The organism is Cutibacterium equinum, from assembly GCF_028021195.1.
Taxonomy (GTDB): Bacteria; Actinomycetota; Actinomycetes; order Propionibacteriales; family Propionibacteriaceae; genus Cutibacterium; species Cutibacterium equinum.
Window position 1 is genome coordinate 2,093,370 of the sequence record NZ_CP115668.1, and the last position, 16,707, is coordinate 2,110,076.

At 57.0% G+C, this 16,707-nt stretch carries 17 protein-coding genes; 8 read left to right on the plus strand and 9 right to left on the minus strand.

Annotation, left to right across the window (positions count from 1 at the left end; translation table 11 throughout):
- Window positions 1–32 precede the first annotated feature (32 nt).
- From O6R08_RS09530 to O6R08_RS09560, 7 genes are all read right to left on the minus strand, one after another.
- Window positions 33–233, minus strand: coding sequence for a hypothetical protein (locus O6R08_RS09530; protein ID WP_408640104.1), 201 nt, complete (start codon window positions 231–233; stop codon window positions 33–35).
- Window positions 234–246: 13 nt separating this feature from the next.
- Entirely contained in the window at window positions 247–774 is a 528-nt protein-coding gene (locus O6R08_RS09535; RefSeq protein ID WP_456298774.1) for a DUF2815 family protein, read from the minus strand.
- Between the two features lie 50 nt (window positions 775–824).
- Complete coding sequence (locus tag O6R08_RS09540; protein ID WP_271417907.1) at window positions 825–1,961, minus strand: DUF2800 domain-containing protein; 1,137 nt, start codon at window positions 1,959–1,961, stop codon at window positions 825–827.
- Window positions 1,954–2,370 carry a hypothetical protein gene (locus tag O6R08_RS09545; protein ID WP_271417908.1) on the minus strand — a complete coding sequence of 139 codons (417 nt, stop codon included), beginning with the start codon at window positions 2,368–2,370 and terminating at the stop codon, window positions 1,954–1,956. Before O6R08_RS09545 ends, O6R08_RS09540 begins: the two co-directional genes overlap by 8 nt.
- The gene (locus tag O6R08_RS09550; RefSeq protein WP_271417909.1) at window positions 2,367–2,621 is read right to left on the minus strand and encodes a hypothetical protein; all 255 of its coding nucleotides are present in this window, start codon (window positions 2,619–2,621) and stop codon (window positions 2,367–2,369) included. The genes O6R08_RS09545 and O6R08_RS09550 overlap by 4 nt, the downstream gene beginning before the upstream one ends.
- Entirely contained in the window at window positions 2,618–3,241 is a 624-nt protein-coding gene (locus tag O6R08_RS09555) for a sigma-70 RNA polymerase sigma factor region 4 domain-containing protein (RefSeq protein ID WP_271417910.1), read from the minus strand. Before O6R08_RS09555 ends, O6R08_RS09550 begins: the two co-directional genes overlap by 4 nt.
- Window positions 3,242–3,544: 303 nt before the next feature.
- Complete coding sequence (locus tag O6R08_RS09560; RefSeq protein ID WP_271417911.1) at window positions 3,545–3,688, minus strand: hypothetical protein; 144 nt, start codon at window positions 3,686–3,688, stop codon at window positions 3,545–3,547.
- A 221-nt stretch (window positions 3,689–3,909) separates the two neighbouring features.
- Between O6R08_RS09560 and O6R08_RS09565 the strand changes: the two genes are divergently transcribed.
- From O6R08_RS09565 to O6R08_RS09595, 7 genes are read left to right on the plus strand one after another with little or no spacing between them, the layout of a single operon-like run.
- Complete coding sequence (locus O6R08_RS09565; protein ID WP_271417912.1) at window positions 3,910–4,764, plus strand: NBR1-Ig-like domain-containing protein; 855 nt, start codon at window positions 3,910–3,912, stop codon at window positions 4,762–4,764.
- Entirely contained in the window at window positions 4,761–4,985 is a 225-nt protein-coding gene (locus O6R08_RS09570) for a helix-turn-helix domain-containing protein (protein ID WP_271417913.1), read from the plus strand. Before O6R08_RS09565 ends, O6R08_RS09570 begins: the two co-directional genes overlap by 4 nt.
- Window positions 4,978–6,942 carry a site-specific DNA-methyltransferase gene (locus O6R08_RS09575; protein ID WP_271417914.1) on the plus strand — a complete coding sequence of 655 codons (1,965 nt, stop codon included), beginning with the start codon at window positions 4,978–4,980 and terminating at the stop codon, window positions 6,940–6,942. The genes O6R08_RS09570 and O6R08_RS09575 overlap by 8 nt, the downstream gene beginning before the upstream one ends.
- 16 nt (window positions 6,943–6,958) lie before the next feature.
- A complete protein-coding gene (locus tag O6R08_RS09580; RefSeq protein WP_271417915.1) occupies window positions 6,959–9,613 on the plus strand; it encodes a DEAD/DEAH box helicase in 2,655 nt (884 codons plus the stop codon).
- A gap of 22 nt (window positions 9,614–9,635) precedes the next feature.
- Window positions 9,636–10,571 carry a HamA C-terminal domain-containing protein gene (locus tag O6R08_RS09585; protein ID WP_271417916.1) on the plus strand — a complete coding sequence of 312 codons (936 nt, stop codon included), beginning with the start codon at window positions 9,636–9,638 and terminating at the stop codon, window positions 10,569–10,571.
- On the plus strand, window positions 10,564–13,218 hold the full coding sequence (locus O6R08_RS09590; RefSeq protein ID WP_271417917.1) for a DEAD/DEAH box helicase: 2,655 nt from the start codon (window positions 10,564–10,566) through the stop codon (window positions 13,216–13,218). Before O6R08_RS09585 ends, O6R08_RS09590 begins: the two co-directional genes overlap by 8 nt.
- Before the next feature lie 9 nt (window positions 13,219–13,227).
- A complete protein-coding gene (locus tag O6R08_RS09595) occupies window positions 13,228–14,160 on the plus strand; it encodes an AlbA family DNA-binding domain-containing protein (RefSeq protein ID WP_271417918.1) in 933 nt (310 codons plus the stop codon).
- A 513-nt stretch (window positions 14,161–14,673) separates the two neighbouring features.
- On the opposite strand, the gene O6R08_RS09600 is transcribed toward O6R08_RS09595, so the two are convergent.
- Window positions 14,674–15,150: an N-6 DNA methylase gene (locus tag O6R08_RS09600; protein WP_271417919.1), complete on the minus strand. Its 477-nt coding sequence runs from the start codon at window positions 15,148–15,150 to the stop codon at window positions 14,674–14,676.
- Window positions 15,116–15,655, minus strand: coding sequence for a type I restriction-modification system subunit M N-terminal domain-containing protein (locus tag O6R08_RS09605; protein WP_271417920.1), 540 nt, complete (start codon window positions 15,653–15,655; stop codon window positions 15,116–15,118). The genes O6R08_RS09600 and O6R08_RS09605 overlap by 35 nt, the downstream gene beginning before the upstream one ends.
- A gap of 494 nt (window positions 15,656–16,149) precedes the next feature.
- Here O6R08_RS09605 and O6R08_RS09610 point away from each other — a divergent pair, with 494 nt between their 5' ends.
- Entirely contained in the window at window positions 16,150–16,626 is a 477-nt protein-coding gene (locus O6R08_RS09610) for a cupin domain-containing protein (RefSeq protein ID WP_069102387.1), read from the plus strand.
- The last annotated feature ends 81 nt before the right edge of the window (window positions 16,627–16,707 follow it).

A 16,707-nucleotide genomic window follows, 5' to 3' on the forward strand; every position in this document is an offset into this window, starting at 1 on the left:
GGTGGATGTTCTCCCAGCCAAAGGTTGATGATTTATGGGTTGGCGGGCGTGCGGTACTGCTCTCGCTGCGCATCGGCATCAGCCATGAGCTGGTCGATGCACTTGCGATCTTTACGGATCTCGCGCTTCTCTCTGAGCCAGTGGAAGAACCACGCACCCCAGAACGGAATGACCACATACACCAATACGGCCAAAGTGATGGCGTTGAAAACGTCCCACATCATGACGATCACGCTCCCTTTCCGGCTAGTTGAGGAAGTCGTCGCTGGCAGCGAAGACCCCGAAGTCGTCCGCAGCGCTGATGCGGTTGCCGCCGAGCGATTCGCCGTCACGCAGCTTCTGGATGTTGCCCAGCCCGCAGGCGATACCCCGGTTGCCGTTCGTGTTGAACGCATAGAAGGAGACGGAGACGCGGGCGTAGCAGCCCGAATACACCTCGGACGCGTCCAAAATCGGCTGCAGATCGGCGCCAACGACCTGGGGTGGCGTGGTCGAGTTGGCGTTGACGAACATCGCGTTCGCATACGCTTCGTCGTCGCGCTCGATATCGCCGTCACGCAGCGGCAGCTTGAGCGCGGCCTTGTTCGGGCGCTTACCACCAAACTTGCCAATCCCGGCATCGATCGCTGCGTCGATGGCGCGTTCGATCTTGGCCAGGGTCTCGGTGTCGGACTTCGGGATGATGAGCGACACGGAGTACTTGGGCTTACCGCCCTGAATCGACTTGGCTTCGAAAATGTTGGCGTAGGAGAGGCGGACCTCATTGGTGACCACGCGGGTCAGATTGGTTGTAGACATACTTGTCTTACCTTCTTTCTTCGTTGTTACTTGATTTCGCTGAATTCGTCTGTTGCTGACTGGATGTCCAGTGCGGGCCTCTTGTCGGATTCGGGAACCAGGGCAGGTTTGCCTGCCGGTTTGACGACGAGGTCACCGAGGAGTTCGGTGAACCGTTTCTTGCCGAGCTGCTTCTCGAGGGCGGTGATGGTTTTGAGCTTGCGCTCGTAGATATCAGTCACCCCGGCAGCCTCAGCGGCCTGGGCGACGGCTTGCTCGTTGGCGTATTTGCGAATGGAGCGGCCTTCGACGAGCTTGAACCCTGACCAGGTCTTGCCCTGATTGACCGCTAACGACAGTGCGTAGGCTTCGACGTCCGCCGCCCAGGCCTTCAGTTGCGGCAACTGGGCCAGCACGGCCGCGATCTCGGCGTCGTCGAGCTCAGCTGGAGGGGCAAACTCGTGCCGCGCCAGTGCGAGGTTGACCTCGGCTCTCGTGCGGCAGGTTGGGTTGAGTTTGCAGAACCGGCACCACTCACCAGAAGCAAACTCGCCGTTACCACGGGCTGCGAGTGCGGCGGTTGGTTTCACCACCTGCTCAGCCCACGCCTCCAACTCCGCCACGGTGACGTGCCAGGTGGAGATGTTGCCCCTGCGCGGCTGGAAGATCGTCACCGCAACCTCGTCGATGTCATAGAGCGACCCGAACGCGTTCAGCGCACCGAGGGCGTAGAGCATCAACTGTGGGTTGTGCTCGGCCTCGACCAAGACCCCCTGGCCGTATTTCAGGTCGATGATCTGGAGCATGGGTTCGGCGATGATCACGGCATCCCCAGTCCCAAATCCACCCGGCACCACGTGGGAGAAGTCGAGGCGTTGCTCGATGAGTACGGTCGGATCCGCACGTGTGGCACGCACATCACGCAGCCGTTCTTGGATGAACGCCACATAGTCGTCGGTGAGCGCTTCCATTTCGTCGTCGATCCACTCCGAGACCGGCTTGATCGTTGGTGAGTCGTGGAGGGCGCGGCGTAGCTTCCACTCCGCCAACCCGTGCGCCACCGTGCCCTGCTCGGCAACCGCCGACGACGACTCCGGAAGCCCAGCCTCCAACCGTGCTGAGGGCGGGCAGGCCAGCCAACGGTGTGCACCAGAAGCACTGAGCATCGCGTGTTGGTCAGGCATCGGGCATCGCCTCCGCCCGCTCCAACAACCACCCATACTTGGCCGGATCGACCTCGGACAGCTTGCCTGCACCCGCCGCTTGGATCAGTTCGCGCACCTTGGTGGTGTGACCAGCCTGCGAGAGACGTGCGAGTACGGCGCGCACCTGCTCAAGCGTCACCGGCTCCGGTTCCTCAGCCTTCGCAGGCTCTGGGCTGGTCTGTTGGTGGGTGGTGTCGTACTCCTCGGCCGCATCCTCGAGAGCTGGCTGCGCCAGCTGGGCAGCCGCGATCGGACGTGTGCCAGGCATGCCTGCGTGGTCTTCGAAGTTCTCCCAGGCGGATTCTTCGATTGCTTGGGCGAGCATCGTCGCCCCTTCAGCAATCCGGTTCAACGCGGTGATGTACCGGTTGGCTTTGGTGATGTTCATTGCTGATCACCACCACGGGTGGCGCCGACTGCGCGGGCCAGGGCCAGGAGATTGTCATCGGCGGCGTTGGCGATGCGGACTTCGACTTCGGTGGTGTCGGAGCCGGGCAAGATGATGGCCATCTTGTGGCGCGGTGTCGCGGTGCCGAAGATGTGGCGCAGCAGGCGCTTGCTGGCTCGGATTTCCTTGGTTGAGATCGTCGCCTTCGGATCGGGCTTCTTGCCGACCCGGAGCTTGAGCTTGGTACTCATCGGTTCTTTCCTTCCTGAGCGCCACGCTGTGTGTCGCTCAACTGAAGGCCAGGAACCGACGAAGAGTTAACACCCACCTCCCTAAGCCTGTGGATGAGGGTCTCTTTTACTCGCTTCAATGCCTGTGAAACGGCCGCCTTGTTCACTCCACGCTCGACAGCGACCTGGGTCGCCGGGCGGCGCTCTATCAGGATCGCGATCGCCACCGCGCGCTGCACCTCTGGCAGCCCGTCGATCAGGTCGTGCATCAAAGCCATGAGGGCTTCGCGAGTGCGTTCCTCTTCGGCAGCGAAATACTGGTCCTCTGCCGAGGCCGTGACATAGAGGTCTTGGTTGCCGTGGGCGTTCCACACCTCCCAGGAACACAACACATCCTTGTTGCGGTCTTGCCGCCACAGCGTGTGCCACGCGTTGTACTCATCGCGCCCGAGCTCGGTGACAATGTCTTGGGCGGTGCGCGGCTGGAGAGTTGACGGGTCGTCGGCTGCTTGTTGGCGCTGTTTGAGGTCGGTGGCGATCATCGCCGCCACTTCCTCAGGTGAGGCTTCCAAGTCACGGTCGATACGTGCCTTCGCGCCGGTGTAGTTCCTGATGGGTTCTGATGTAATCGTGAGCTTCATGGCTCCTCCGCATTCGTTGCGGAAGACCCAGTGCTCAGGCCGGGATAGGATTCACGAGAGGAGAGCGTTCAAGGCGGATATGACGACGGGCACCCCACCTGCTGCGCTGATGGCAGCGAGGCGAGGTGCCCGTCAGGCCTGAACGGGGTCTCCCAAGTGAAATTGATTGACAAATAGGTCTGCTGGCTTAGCTACAGCCGCAGAGAAGGTGTGCTGACCGGCCAGCTACCGGTACGAGACGGCCAGCAATGAACAAGTGGTGGACTCGGCGCTGTCGACACGCAGACGAACCAACCTCAGGGGCTACTTGCCCTTCTTCGACGGACGTGCCTGCGCCAGAGCCGACGCCGCGACCGACTTCGTCCTGGCAGACGAACGCCCGTCACGCAGTGCAGCCGACGCCTTGCGCGCAACAGCCCGCGACGTTTGCTTCGAGTTCCTCGCCATGGTGATCACCTCCTCCTGCTCGATCCGATTCACCCGTGCCGGGTGCGTGTTAGTGAGCGTTGAAGCGTGGTCTTGTGAGACAATGAAGGGGTCAAACTGAGTCTCAAAGGCCGTGATCTGCTCACATGTTCATTTCACGACATCGTTTTTGGACTCAACGGCTCGAAAACTTGGACTGGATGGACTGGTTCTTGGACTGATCGGCAAAGGAGCGCACAGCGATGACCCTTCGTAGCTTCTGCACAGCCGTTTACAAACGAAACGGCAAAGTCACAAGCCAGACGAAATTTGCCCAAGCGCTCTTTTCAGCGTGCGGATCGTCCTATCAGGTCAGCGATGATTACGGCCCGAAGTTGTTCAAAAGGGAAGCTCCGCTTGACCCAGATATCCGGTCAATGTTCCCCAAGCCAATCGACCGCGAGGCTCTTCGAGATTTCCTTCAAGACCACATCACTCCCGGGCCAGGGCAGCGCAAGGACGTTCAAGACCGCATCCGCGAGATCGCCGAGAAAACGGGGCTCGGCGGAAGGGGACAAGTAGACCAGGCTGCGTTCTTCTTGGCACTAACAGACTGGCTGAACTCGATCATTCACACCCCAGAAAACACTGAACGACTCCTTGACCACTACCTTCGGCGAGTCAATGGGGGTGTCCCCGACGATCAAGCGATCTATCAGCCGCCACCCCGCCCCGGCGACAAAGTAGACGTCTTGTACCCGCCCACGCAACAGGATTATCGTCCGGCATTCTGGGGCGGATTCGAACACCGATGGGTCATGAAGAACCTTGGACACGAACCATGGGTAGGGCGAACTCTTGTCTGCACAAACCCAAAAGACAATGGAATACGGCCAGCAGCAGCGGTGATCCCTATCCCGGATAGCGCACCGTCGAAAAACAACCTCATAGAGATCAGAGCACAATTCACTGCACACGGACGCGAAGGAAAAGCCACCAGTGAATGGCAGATGCACGACGAGAGCGGAACGAACTGCTTCCCCGGATCTTCGAATCAATTCAACGTGGAAGCGACCGTCGTCAACCCGAATGTCTCCATCAACGGAGGGCGCAGATGACAGACCCCTTCGAACCATGGGTCACGATGAAAGACGTCCAGGAGCATTTAGGTGCCCGCAGAGAAACGATCACCCAATGGATCGGGAAACGAAATATGCCCGCCTACAAAGTAGGCAGGCAATGGAAATTCAAACTCAGTGAGATAGACGAATGGGTTCGCTCCGGCGGGGCAGCAGAAACAGACGTAACAAGGCAGAAAGAGGAGGGCGCAGATGCCTGAACTGACATGGGTAGGCAAAGACAAAGTCATCACCCACCACCTCGACGTGCCCTACCGCGTCCTCGACCGCCAGTACTCCTTCGACGAGACCGGCCAACACAATGACAACAACGGCTCCGAGAACATGATCATCCATGGCGACAACCTCGAAGCCCTCAAAGCCCTACTGCCCAAATACGAAGGCAAAGTCGACTGCATCTACATCGACCCTCCCTACAACACCGGCAACGAGGGCTGGGTCTACAACGACAACGTGAACGACCCGCGCATCAAGAAATGGCTCGGCGAAGTCGTCGGCAAAGAAGGCGAAGACCTCAGCCGCCATGACAAGTGGCTCTGCATGATGTACCCACGCCTGCGGCTGCTGCACCGGCTGCTGTCACCGACCGGGGTCATCTTTATCTCGATCGACGATAACGAGGCGGCACCACTGCGGCTCATCTGTGACGAGATCTTCGGTAACCGGTGCTTCGTCGCCGATATCTGCTGGCAACGCACCTACTCCACACGAAACGATTCCAAAGGCATCCCGGCCGAGGTCGAACACCTTCTCGTCTTCTCCAAACAGCCCGGATGGAACCCAAACAAGCTGGAACGCACCGAAGACATGGATTCGATCTACAAGAATCCCGACAACGATATTCAGCCTTGGACCAGCTCTGATGCTTTCGCGCCTGGTGCGGCAACTCACCAAGGAATGGTGTACGCGGTCCAGTCTCCATTTACAGGGGAATTCATTTATCCTGCACGTGGTCGATGCTGGACATTTGAACAATCTGAAGTTCTTCGGCTGATGCGGGGTTGGACTGAATACGAGCTCCGTGATCTCGATGACGCAGAGAAGAGGGCTGAAGTGTGCGGCATCCCTGTCGCTGCCGTTAAGCCGGACGTGCTCGGAATTGTTCTGAGCAAACCCTTGGACGAGGCCCGTGCGGATGCCCAGGCAGTGATGGATCGCGGGCAGTGGCCACGCTTCTACTTCACTAAGGGTGGATACGGAGGAGTTCGACGCAAAACCTATCTCGATAGTGTTGGAGGTCTGTTGCCAACAAATTTCTGGCCCTATGACGTGGCCGGGCACACAGACGAGGCAAAGAAAGAGGTTCGCGCGATCTTTGACGGCCGGGTGGCATTCGATACCCCGAAGCCGACTCGGCTCATCGAACGGATCCTGAAAATCGCAACCGAGCCCGGTGACCTAGTGTTGGACTCGTTTGCAGGCTCTGGCACAACCGGTCAAGCCGTGCTGAACGTCAACAAGCAAGATGGCGGAGAGCGCAGATTCATTCTTGTCGAACTCGGCGACTACGCCGATACGGTGACTGCTGAGCGCGTTCGCCGCACGATTCACGGGTTCAAAGACACACGTACCGAAGAGCACGTGCTGTTCGAGGAGAAACTGACTTTGAGCGCGTTGCGCAAGGGCGAGAACCTTTTGGCGGAGGCCACGGAAATTTTCGAGCAGGCACGGGGCAACTACACGAAAGTGCTGCGGCCGAAGATCGTCACAAAAGTTACCGGCAAGTCAGGCTCATCCTTTGTTCAAGTGGTTGCACGACAGGAGCACGAGGACGATGTTTCGGGTACCGGCGGCAGCTTTTCCTACTACGAACTTGGCTCCCCACTACTTATTGGTGGCGACCTGAATCCTGAGGTTCCGTTGGAGCGTGTGCGTGAGTACATCTGGTTCACGGAGACTGGCCAGGCATACGAGTCAGGCTCGGCCGATATTCATGCTGACTTCCTGGGGCGTTCTGTTACCGGGGTGGCGTATTTCTTTGCTTTTGATGCCGAGGCACCGACTGTGCTTGATCGGGAGTATTTGGCGTCAATCCCGGCGGAGTGTGCGGCTGAGGCGTATGTGATGTATGCCGATACGTGTGTGCTGTCTGAGCAGGAGTTGGCGGCGCATTCGATCACGTTTAAGAAGATCCCTCGGGATATCACCCGCTTGTAAGGCCAGGAGCTCGATCATGGAATTGAAGAAGTATCAAAAGCGTGTGATTGCCGACCTGACGGACTACCTTGCGCAGCTGAAGGAGCACTCGTCACTGAGCGAGGCGTTTACCGCGTTTTGGGAGTCACGCCAGATCCCTGTTGGTAGGGATGGTATCCCTGGGTATCAGAACATCATCGATGAGGTTCCGCATGTGTGTTACAAGGTGCCCACGGGTGGTGGTAAGACGTTCTTGGCGTGTGCGTCGGTGAAGCCGATTTTTGATGCGTTGCCGCTGGTGCGTCGCCGGGCGGTGGTGTGGCTTGTGCCGTCCGATGCGATATTGACCCAAACGTTGGCAGCGTTGAAGGATCCGCATCACCCGTACCGTCAACGGTTGAATGCTGACTTCACTGGCCGCGTGGAGGTCTACTCGAAGGAGGAACTGCTGGCCGGGCAGAACTTCAGCCCCGCTACGGTGGCTGAGCAGTTGTCAGTGATGGTGCTGTCGTATGACTCGTTCCGCTCGGCAAATAAGGAAGGCCGTAAGGCGTATCAAGCTAACGGCAATCTGGCACCGTTCGCGACTGCGTTGGGTGCCCCGGAGCAGCCGATCGAGAACGCTGATGAGACTGCGCTGTTCCAGGTGATTAATCAGCTCAATCCGGTGGTGATCGTGGATGAGTCGCATCATGCCACGAGTAACTTAAGTACCGAGATGCTGGTGAACTTCAACCCAGCGTTCATTCTTGATCTGACAGCGACACCGAAGAAGCAGTCGAACATCATCTCGTACGTTGATGCGTTGGCGTTGAAGAACGAGAACATGGTCAAGCTCCCGGTGATCGCCTACAACCGGTCTTCGCAGGCTGAGGTGGTCACGGATGCGATCGATCTGCGACAGTCACTCGAAACCGCAGCCGCCCAGCAACAAGCTGCGGGTGGGCGCTATATTCGCCCGATCGTGCTGTTCCAGGCGCAACCGAAGACCGGCGAGGATGCCACGTCATTCGAGAAACTGCGTGACAAGCTGGTAGGCACCGGCATCCCGGCCGAGCAGATCGCTATCAAGACGGCAAACATCAACGAACTCAAGGGTGTGGATCTGCTGAGCCCTGAGTGCGAGATCCGCTATATCATCACGGTCAATGCGCTCAAGGAGGGCTGGGACTGCCCGTTCGCCTACATTTTGGCGTCCCTTGCGAACAAGACCAGCCAAGTGGACGTGGAGCAGATCCTGGGCCGTGTGCTTCGCCAGCCTCACGCCGCCCGGCAGCGCAACCAGCTGTTGAACATGAGCTACGTATTGACCTCATCGAATGATTTCAGTGCCACGCTCGAACAGATCGTTGCGGGCTTGAATAGTGCAGGGTTCTCCAGGCGCGACTTCCGTGCCGCAGACGAATCGGTACTTGATTTCACCCCAGGGTCAACCGCGCCAGCTCCTCAACCGCAGCCCGGGAAACCTGTGGATGAATCCGTAACTGCTGACGAAGATTTCCTCGATTTCGATGAGAACGATGTCGCCTCCGGCCTGGAGCAGCGAGGCACGGCTGCAGGCGAGACAGCCGAGCCTGGTGACGCTCATGCCGGGTTGGCGTCGATGCTCGAGCACGCTGCACAGCAAGGAGCTGATTATGAGCATGAGGCAGAGCAGGCGGCGCAGCTTGGTGATGTTTTTGTTCCCTCGGATTTGGAGGACACTGTGGACACTACGGAAATGATCGCCGACTACCGTGACGAAGTCTCCGAGCTGAAGATTCCGCAGTTTGTTATCCAGACTCCTCCGTCGGTGTTGTTCCCAACTGGCGGTGACGGGGTGGATCTTCTGCGCAATGATGCGCTTGCCGCAGACTTCGTGCTGCGCGATAAGGACATTCAACTCGACCTGACGATCGCTGACGAGCAGATGTACAAGATCGATGTGAAGAAACAAGCTGATGTGCCGCGCGCGTTCCGCATGAGTGCCTCTGACCAGAAGATCATGCGGGAACACTTCAGCAGGCTGAGTGTCGAATCCCAGAAACGCAACGCTGCCGAAGCGATCTATGAGCGCCTTAAGCCGATCAACTCTGTCAACGATTCCGACCTGCGTTCCTACATCGGGCGGATTGCCGACAACTTCGGGCCTGAGGATCTGTTGACCTACCAGGAGCGGCCGAACGCTGTGGCCGACAAAATCCGCGACAAGATCAAGGGGCTGTTGGAGGAGTACAAAACCAAGAAGTTCTATGACGCGATCGAAACCCGCCACATCGACATTCGATACACCTACAATCTGCCGGTGGTGATTCAGCCCATCCACTCGACCTCGCTGATCGGCGGTTCGCTTTATGAGGCCGAAGACCAGATGAATAAGGACGAGACGGAATTCGCCGCCCGGTTCTCAGGCATGGAGAACGTGCGGTGGTGGCATCGCAACATTGAACGAAAAGGCTTCGCAATCAATGGCCCGTTCAACCACTACCCGGACTTCATTGTGATGACCACCAGCGGCACCGTGGTGATGGTCGAGCCTAAGGGAGAACAGCTCAAGAACGATGACTCCAGGCGCAAAATCAAGCTCGGCAACAAGTGGGCCTCGCTAGCAGGTAACCAGTTCCGGTACTACATGGTGTTCCAAGACGGTGTTACACCGCTGGAAGGTGCACTGAACCAGTCGCAGTTCTTCTCGATCCTCGAGCAGCTCTAAACCGAAAGAAGGGCGTGAGTCGATGGACGCAGGTGACCAGTTGAGCATGTCGTTGTCTCGCACGTCAAGAGACAGCGGCTTCAACGCGATCTTCACCGAGGTCAGCCACCCTCACACGCTCGGATTGAAGAATGCTGAACAACTACGCTTGTTCCACCTCGCGGTGCAAAACAGTCGGTTCTCTCACCGAGATCTGATCAGCTTCCTACGTCTAAATTTGGGACGTTACGTGTTTTCCCGAGCCGAAATCGCCGACTACACAGTCACTGATAGGACTGAGCTGATCGTCTACGACGCTGCCGGACGAATGGGGACCCAAGACAGCGGACAAGGACTCGGGGAACTCATGCTCTACATCCTGCTCGAGCAGGTCCTTAATGCACCGAAGGTATTAAGCAAGATTGAGCTCAATCAGCAAGCCGGGCACACGCGTAGCCGCTGTGATGCCATCCATCTGCTTACCCCCGATGGTGGCACCCCGGTGAGCAGTATCGTCTTCGGAACCTCCAGCCTGAGCGGAGACATCCAAGACGCAATTGACGACGCCTTTGACAAGATCGTGCAGATCGAGACGAACTCAGCAACAGAATGTCAGCTGGCTGAAGAACAGGTGTTCACAACCTTCCTCGACTCGGGAACAGCCAAGACCATCAAAGAACTTCTGATCCCGCAACCTGGCGGGGCTGTTTCTTACGACAGTTCCTACGGAATCTTCCTCGGCTACAACCTTGGGCTCCTACCCGGCAATTACAGCAACGACGATTACCGGCATCAGTTGGACTGGAAAATGGGCCACGATATCGCCCACCACGCCTCCTATATCGCCAACAAGATCACAACCCTGAACCTAGGCACACACGCCTTCTACGTCTACGTCCTCCCATTCGACGACAGTGACACAGATTCCGTTTCGATCATGGACGCCGTGCTGCAGCGAGGAGGTAAGACCAGTGGCTGAGACCCCTGTCAACGTTGGGGAGCTGGTCTTCAACGATATTGACTCTAATGGCTTTCTCCAGCAGCTTTACGCCAACCTGCTCTACAACTACGGTCTTTACCGGCTCCGACTTCCGAAGCGTGAACCCTACGATGTTGATGTGGAAGCAGCTCTGCGGTTTGCCGACCTGCTGTCAAAATCCACCCATCCTGACAATCGCGACACCCACCGAGTGTGGGCGCAAGAGATCGCACTGCTGTGCCAGATCCTTTATCCAAACGATCCACTCACGCAGGCTTACGTTCCCGCCATCTTCACCACACTGGGCAACTACCCAGGACTACGCCAATTGGGTGTGACTGCAGATACCGGCTTCCTTGATACAGCATTTAACGCTTACCAGGCCCAGTATTTGACGGTTCCTGGGGATCCCGCAATGAAGTTCTTCGTCCCTCAAAAGAAAATCTACGAGCGCCTGACCGACGGCAAGTTCTCGTTCTCGGCTCCCACCTCGTTGGGTAAGTCCTTCATCATGCGTACCTTCATCACGAACCAGATCAAATCCGGGGTCAAGGAAAACTACGCGATCATCGTGCCTTCCAAGGCGCTGATCAACGAGACCCGTTCAAAATTGATCGCCGATCTTGGAGAAGATCTCGAACGGTACGACTACCGTATCGTCAGCGCCGCCGGGGACATCGTGCTCGAAGGCGACCATCATTTCATCTTCGTCCTCACCCCAGAACGACTGCTCTACCTCCTGATCGGCAAACCCTCGATCGAGTTCGCCTACGTCTTCTTTGACGAATCGCACAAGCTCTCAGGCAAAAACAGCCGAGCACCGTTCTACTACCAAACCGTCACAATCCTTCAACACCGACCCAAGCCACCGCACTTTATCTTCGCCTCACCCAACATTCCCAACCCAGAAATCTTCCTCAGACTCATCAACCCCGAAACTGGTGAAAGCGAAGCCAACGCAATTGCAACCCAGTATTCACCAGTCGTGCAGTTCAAATACCTTGTCAACCTGTATGACGATACGATCTCCAGCTACAACGACTACACCCAAGAATTCAGCCACCTGGCGTCCATCGAACGCCCGGGAACCACTGCTGCGGACATCACTCGATTTGTTGGCGAATCGTCACGGCGGTTGAACAACCTTGGCCAAACCATCGTGTTCCACTCAGCCCGTCAGCGCGCGGTGGACGCCGCCCGAGAATACGCCGAGGGGATGGCAAACCTCAACGACGAGGACCTCGACGCGCTCGCCAAAGACATCGAACGCGATGTCCATGAGGACTACTATCTCAGCGACCTGATTCGTAAAGGCATCAGCTACCACATCGGCTACCTCCCACCAGCGATCCGAGAACGCATTGAAGGCCTGTTCCGCGAAGGAAAAATAGCGACGCTGTTTTGCACCAGCACGCTACTCGAAGGAGTCAACCTCCCAGCCGACAACCTCGTCATTACAACGAACAAGATCGGCCGATCAGGCATGACACCAGTCGATTTCAAGAATCTCATCGGCCGCGTTGGACGCATCGAGTTCAATCTCTACGGCAACGTCTTCATCGTCGTCGGCCAAGACCTCGCTGACGAGCAAAAGGCGAAGGAACTCTTGCAAGCATCCGTGCCCACGCAGAAGCTCTCCATCGAAACCGACTCCCACATCATCAGCAACAGGATGAAACAAGATGTCGTCAATGATCTCCAAGAAGGAAAGATCGAGTTCACCAAGGGAAATGAGACCTACGAACGCTACGACATGAAACGAAAGTTTGGCCTCATGCTGCTGCGCGACATCACCACCGGCCGTCAAAGCCTAGTTCGTGAAGAATTCTCCGACTACCTCAACGAACAAACCATTAGCAGAATTCATACTGCCTTTGCACAACGAGAAACCCAACAAGATGATGACATCAACGTTTCCGTTGACCAAACAGAATCCTTAGCCGACGCCATCAAAGCCGGACTTAAATATCCACAAATCTCTCAAGACGGCAAGTTCGACTACGACACGACGCTGGCTTTTCTGGAAAGGCTCGCCTCAATTTTCAAATGGCGGATCTATGACCCAGAGACACTAGGCAAAACAGCACGCGGCAGCAACCAACTCACCCTGCTGCGCTGGTACACAGTCTTACTCACCCAGTGGATGGAAGGCCACGGGCTTCGCTCAATCATGAACCGCGCCCTCGACTACCATCTAAGGCAAGGAACGCTCTACATCGCTGGAAAGGGCGAAATCCGGTACGAAAACACACTCCAGCATCGCAACATCGTCATCAGCGAAATTCTCAAGGTACTCGAAGATGTGATCCTGTTTAGCCTGTCTAACTATTTCCTGAAGTTCTCCAACGAATACAAGAAAGTCCATGGTGTCGAGCAATTCAAAAACGACTGGTACGAATACGTCGAATACGGTACAACGAAGCAAGAAACCATCCTGCTCCAACGACTCGGATTCACCCGTGAAAGCGCCACCTACATTCGTACCAACATTTCTAACGCACTCATCCTTCACGAGGGAACTCCCTACTTGAACCCCCTCCTCCTCGAAAGTACCAACATCAACGTTCGCAAAGAAGCCAACGAAATCCGTTACAACGTGCCTGAAGCGTTCTCGCTCCCAAGTAGCTACTTTCCGCACCATAACTAAGGCATAGACATGGCAACATCTGCTCTCCACCGTGAACTTGGAGTACCGGCACGCACGCCCGTGACCTATGAGCTTCTTTGTAAACTCGCTGAGCACGGCGTCCGCGAGCAATCTGACCTCGACTTTAAACAAACGCTCTACCACCCGAAGAACGAGAAGGATAAGCGAGAACTCGTCAAGGACGTGTGCGCCATGGCTAATTCCGGAGGTGGTTGGATCATCTGTGGCATAGCCGAAGACGACAGTGCCGCCGCCCATGCCCCTGGAGTCAACCTGGCAATAACGAGTGAGACAGATGTACACCAGCTTCTAGAAAGCCGACTTGACCCACCAGTGACTGTTGACATCCGTATCTACGAAAGCGCGAACCGAGATACAACTCTCGTAGCTCTACGCGTTCCTGATTCTCCAAATAAGCCACACTTAGTGCGAGCTACGAAGACTGACGGTCAAGAGCTTGTGGACACAAGAACTTTTCGAGTTCCACTTCGAAAAGGCGCAAGTACAGTCTGGCTAGACGAAAGGACAATTCGCAGTCTGTATCGCAAGAGCCTCAGCATCGCCGAAGAAACAGAAGCCCTGAAAATTCACCGCCTTGAGGAACTTGCAGCTAAGGCTGCCGATGAGTTCCCTGGTGTCGCGCTTGCGCTAGTGCTCAGCCCCCACGACCCGCTTTCGGGAAAACTCAACAAACAAGAGGTTCAAAAGCTACTCCAGGATGTCGACTCGGATAGATTCACGCTGAACCAAGGATATTCCTCCCTGCACGGCATATCTGGATCGCTAATCGTAGGCGATCGTCGTTACATAGGTAAACAATCTTCTAATCGCCGTCACAGACTCGGAACTGCATGCTCGCCTCGTCCCACATGGCGAAGCACCCATCATCATCCGCAGAAACGAAGGCGCCTGGGCAAGCAGTCTTCTTCGCCCCCGAAATGAATCGATGCCTATTAAGCATTTCAGAACCATCACCCACACTCTTCAAGCCAGCCCGACACCAGAGGAAGAGCACGAAATCCTCACTGACCTCATCGCCGAGGTGCTTAACCAGGGCGGCATCGAAACGACGCGCCTACTCCAGCCGCTTCAGCAACACGAAGAATCAAGCCCCTCACCTAGAACTCAGTAATGCAGGCACCAAACCACACCCGCCCGCCACTCCGTGCACAGCCTGAGAGGCTGAAAGCGCGGAGGACGGGCTGGTAGAAGGCTTCTTCACCCCAGCAGTCGCTAACTCCGCGCCTCGCATCCGTCAGCGAACCGTATGAGGTCACCGCATACCTTTTGATGGCTCAGGTACCGGCCTCTGTACTGGGTGCACTTCACTGATCCAACTCAGGCCATTTCGCCGAACTTGCCCCCGAGACCGCGCTTCAAGATGGGACCCGAAAGATCATCGGCTCCCGAGGAATCCGCTTCAGTTTCGCCTTTTCGCTGGTAACAGCGCATTTCCTACGTCGCTAGAGCCCAGTCGCGCACACTACGATTTTGTATCAACGTCTGAATCCAACGTTTGGAGACGATCGCCTCGAAGGGTTCGTCGTCCCAGTGCGCGGGATCGATGAGAGTGTCGCCGTGGGCGAGGTTGAACTTCTCGTAGTTGATGTCATGCAGGAACATGTTGATGCGCGCGAGGTTGTACGTCGTCAGGTTGATCTCTTGGCCGAAGAACCCCTGGCGGACGTTTTCCTTGCCCAGCACCTTCGCGAATTTCAGCAGCAAACCACCGGACCCACAGGCCGGGTCATAAACCTTGTTGACCTCCGTCTTGCCGACGACGGTAATCCGCGCCAATAGCTCGGACACCTCCTGGGGTGTGTAGTACTCCCCACCGGACTTACCGGCCTGGGATGCATACATCGCCATGAGGTATTCGTACGCATCGCCAAACAGATCAATAGTGTTGTCGGCAAAGTCGCCTAACGGCATGTCCCCCCACCGCGTCGAGCAACTTGACCGACTTGGCATTCCGCTGGGCGACGGTTGACCCAAGCTTATTGCTGTTCAGATCGAAATCTGCGAACAATCCCTTGAGGTCGTCCTCGCTCTCCGTGCCCAAAGCAGAACCCTCAATGTTCTTGAACACCCGCTCAAGAGTCTCGTTGAGGTTCACATCTTGCGCCGCCCTGGCACGCACGTTGCAGAACAGCTCCGACGGAAAGATGTAGAACCCCTTCTCCTCCACCGTCGACTGCATGCCGTACACCGCCATCTCGTCGGAGAAGGTGGCGTAGTCGAAGTCGGCGTCCCCGGCAGCCCGCTCCTGCTCGTTGATGTAAGCCGTGAGGTTCTCGGAGATGAACCGATAGAACAACGTTCCAAGCACATAGGTCTTGAAGTCCCACCCATCCACAGAGCCGCGCAGGTCGTTCGCGATCCGCCAGATCGTTTTATGCAACTCAGCACGCTGATTCTCGGAAATCGCAGGCGACATCGGCATCCTCTCGACATGGGCCATTAGGTGAACGGTATCGCCTGCCTCCGACAAGAATCACAGCCAGGTGCCGGAACAGATCCTGCGGACATCTGCCCATGCCGACTGGCACACTCCTCGCAGGATCACCGGCGAGGCCGTCACGCTCGACGGCCCGGGACACTGCGCACAGTTGCCCTGCACAGGAGTCCTGGGCGACACCGTCATCACGAGTCGACGTTGCGGATAGCCCGTGCCCACCGCCAAGCATACGGACAGGCTACCCTCAAATCATTTCCCATAACACGAGGACGCCATTCTTGGTGCGTCGTACTTCAACGTCACCACATTCATCGTCACCGTTCCGACGATCGCCTTTTCCCACTATTTTTATCGTGTAGAATGGATCAAACATGGTTGTGAGACAATGGTCGCCTTACCGATGCCAACCCATCCGTCCAGGACGGCCAACGACCCACACCACGGCACGAATACCCGGAAAGGAAGCGTCGACCATGAAGATCAACGACAACGGACCCAAGCCAAACGCCTTCGACATCGAGACCGCGACGAAGGAGAACACGAACTACCGCACCACCGCCTGGACCGGCAAATACCTGCAGGTCACCCTCATGTCCATCCCGGTGGGAGAGTCCATCGGCCTGGAGGCTCACCCCGACACCGACCAGTTCCTGCGTCTGGACTCCGGCAAGGGCCGCTGCGTCATGGGACCGGCTGAGGACCAGCTCGACTTCCAGCAGGACGTCAGCGACGGCTGGTCCATCCAGGTCCCGGCCGGCACCTGGCACGACGTCATCAACACCGGCGACGAGCCGATGCAGGTCTACGCCATTTACGCCCCGGTTCACCACACCCCGGGCATCGTCCAGGAGACCGCCGCCAAGGCCGAGGAGGACGAGAAGTCGGGCGTCGACGTCCCGCCCGAGTGGAGCGTCCAGCCCGACAAGACCGCCGACGATCTGCACGCCTGAGAAACACCATCCGTCCAGACCAGGCCGTCGCCCTCATTGGCGACGGCCCGGTCTCTGGTGCAACGACTTGCCAAGGCCATG

Excerpts from the sequence above, each read along its gene's own strand:
- O6R08_RS09555 (WP_271417910.1), bottom strand. The coding sequence starts at position 3,241 with ATGAAGCTCACGATTACATCAGAACCCATCAGGAACTACACCGGCGCG.
- O6R08_RS09585 (WP_271417916.1), top strand. The coding sequence starts at position 9,636 with ATGGACGCAGGTGACCAGTTGAGCATGTCGTTGTCTCGCACGTCAAGA.
- O6R08_RS09560 (WP_271417911.1), bottom strand. The coding sequence starts at position 3,688 with ATGGCGAGGAACTCGAAGCAAACGTCGCGGGCTGTTGCGCGCAAGGCG.
- O6R08_RS09580 (WP_271417915.1), top strand. The coding sequence starts at position 6,959 with ATGGAATTGAAGAAGTATCAAAAGCGTGTGATTGCCGACCTGACGGAC.
- O6R08_RS09610 (WP_069102387.1), top strand. The coding sequence starts at position 16,150 with ATGAAGATCAACGACAACGGACCCAAGCCAAACGCCTTCGACATCGAG.
- O6R08_RS09550 (WP_271417909.1), bottom strand. The coding sequence starts at position 2,621 with ATGAGTACCAAGCTCAAGCTCCGGGTCGGCAAGAAGCCCGATCCGAAG.
- O6R08_RS09595 (WP_271417918.1), top strand. The coding sequence starts at position 13,228 with ATGGCAACATCTGCTCTCCACCGTGAACTTGGAGTACCGGCACGCACG.
- O6R08_RS09565 (WP_271417912.1), top strand. The coding sequence starts at position 3,910 with ATGACCCTTCGTAGCTTCTGCACAGCCGTTTACAAACGAAACGGCAAA.
- O6R08_RS09545 (WP_271417908.1), bottom strand. The coding sequence starts at position 2,370 with ATGAACATCACCAAAGCCAACCGGTACATCACCGCGTTGAACCGGATT.
- O6R08_RS09540 (WP_271417907.1), bottom strand. The coding sequence starts at position 1,961 with ATGCCTGACCAACACGCGATGCTCAGTGCTTCTGGTGCACACCGTTGG.
- O6R08_RS09605 (WP_271417920.1), bottom strand. The coding sequence starts at position 15,655 with ATGTCGCCTGCGATTTCCGAGAATCAGCGTGCTGAGTTGCATAAAACG.
- O6R08_RS09575 (WP_271417914.1), top strand. The coding sequence starts at position 4,978 with ATGCCTGAACTGACATGGGTAGGCAAAGACAAAGTCATCACCCACCAC.
- O6R08_RS09570 (WP_271417913.1), top strand. The coding sequence starts at position 4,761 with ATGACAGACCCCTTCGAACCATGGGTCACGATGAAAGACGTCCAGGAG.
- O6R08_RS09600 (WP_271417919.1), bottom strand. The coding sequence starts at position 15,150 with ATGCCGTTAGGCGACTTTGCCGACAACACTATTGATCTGTTTGGCGAT.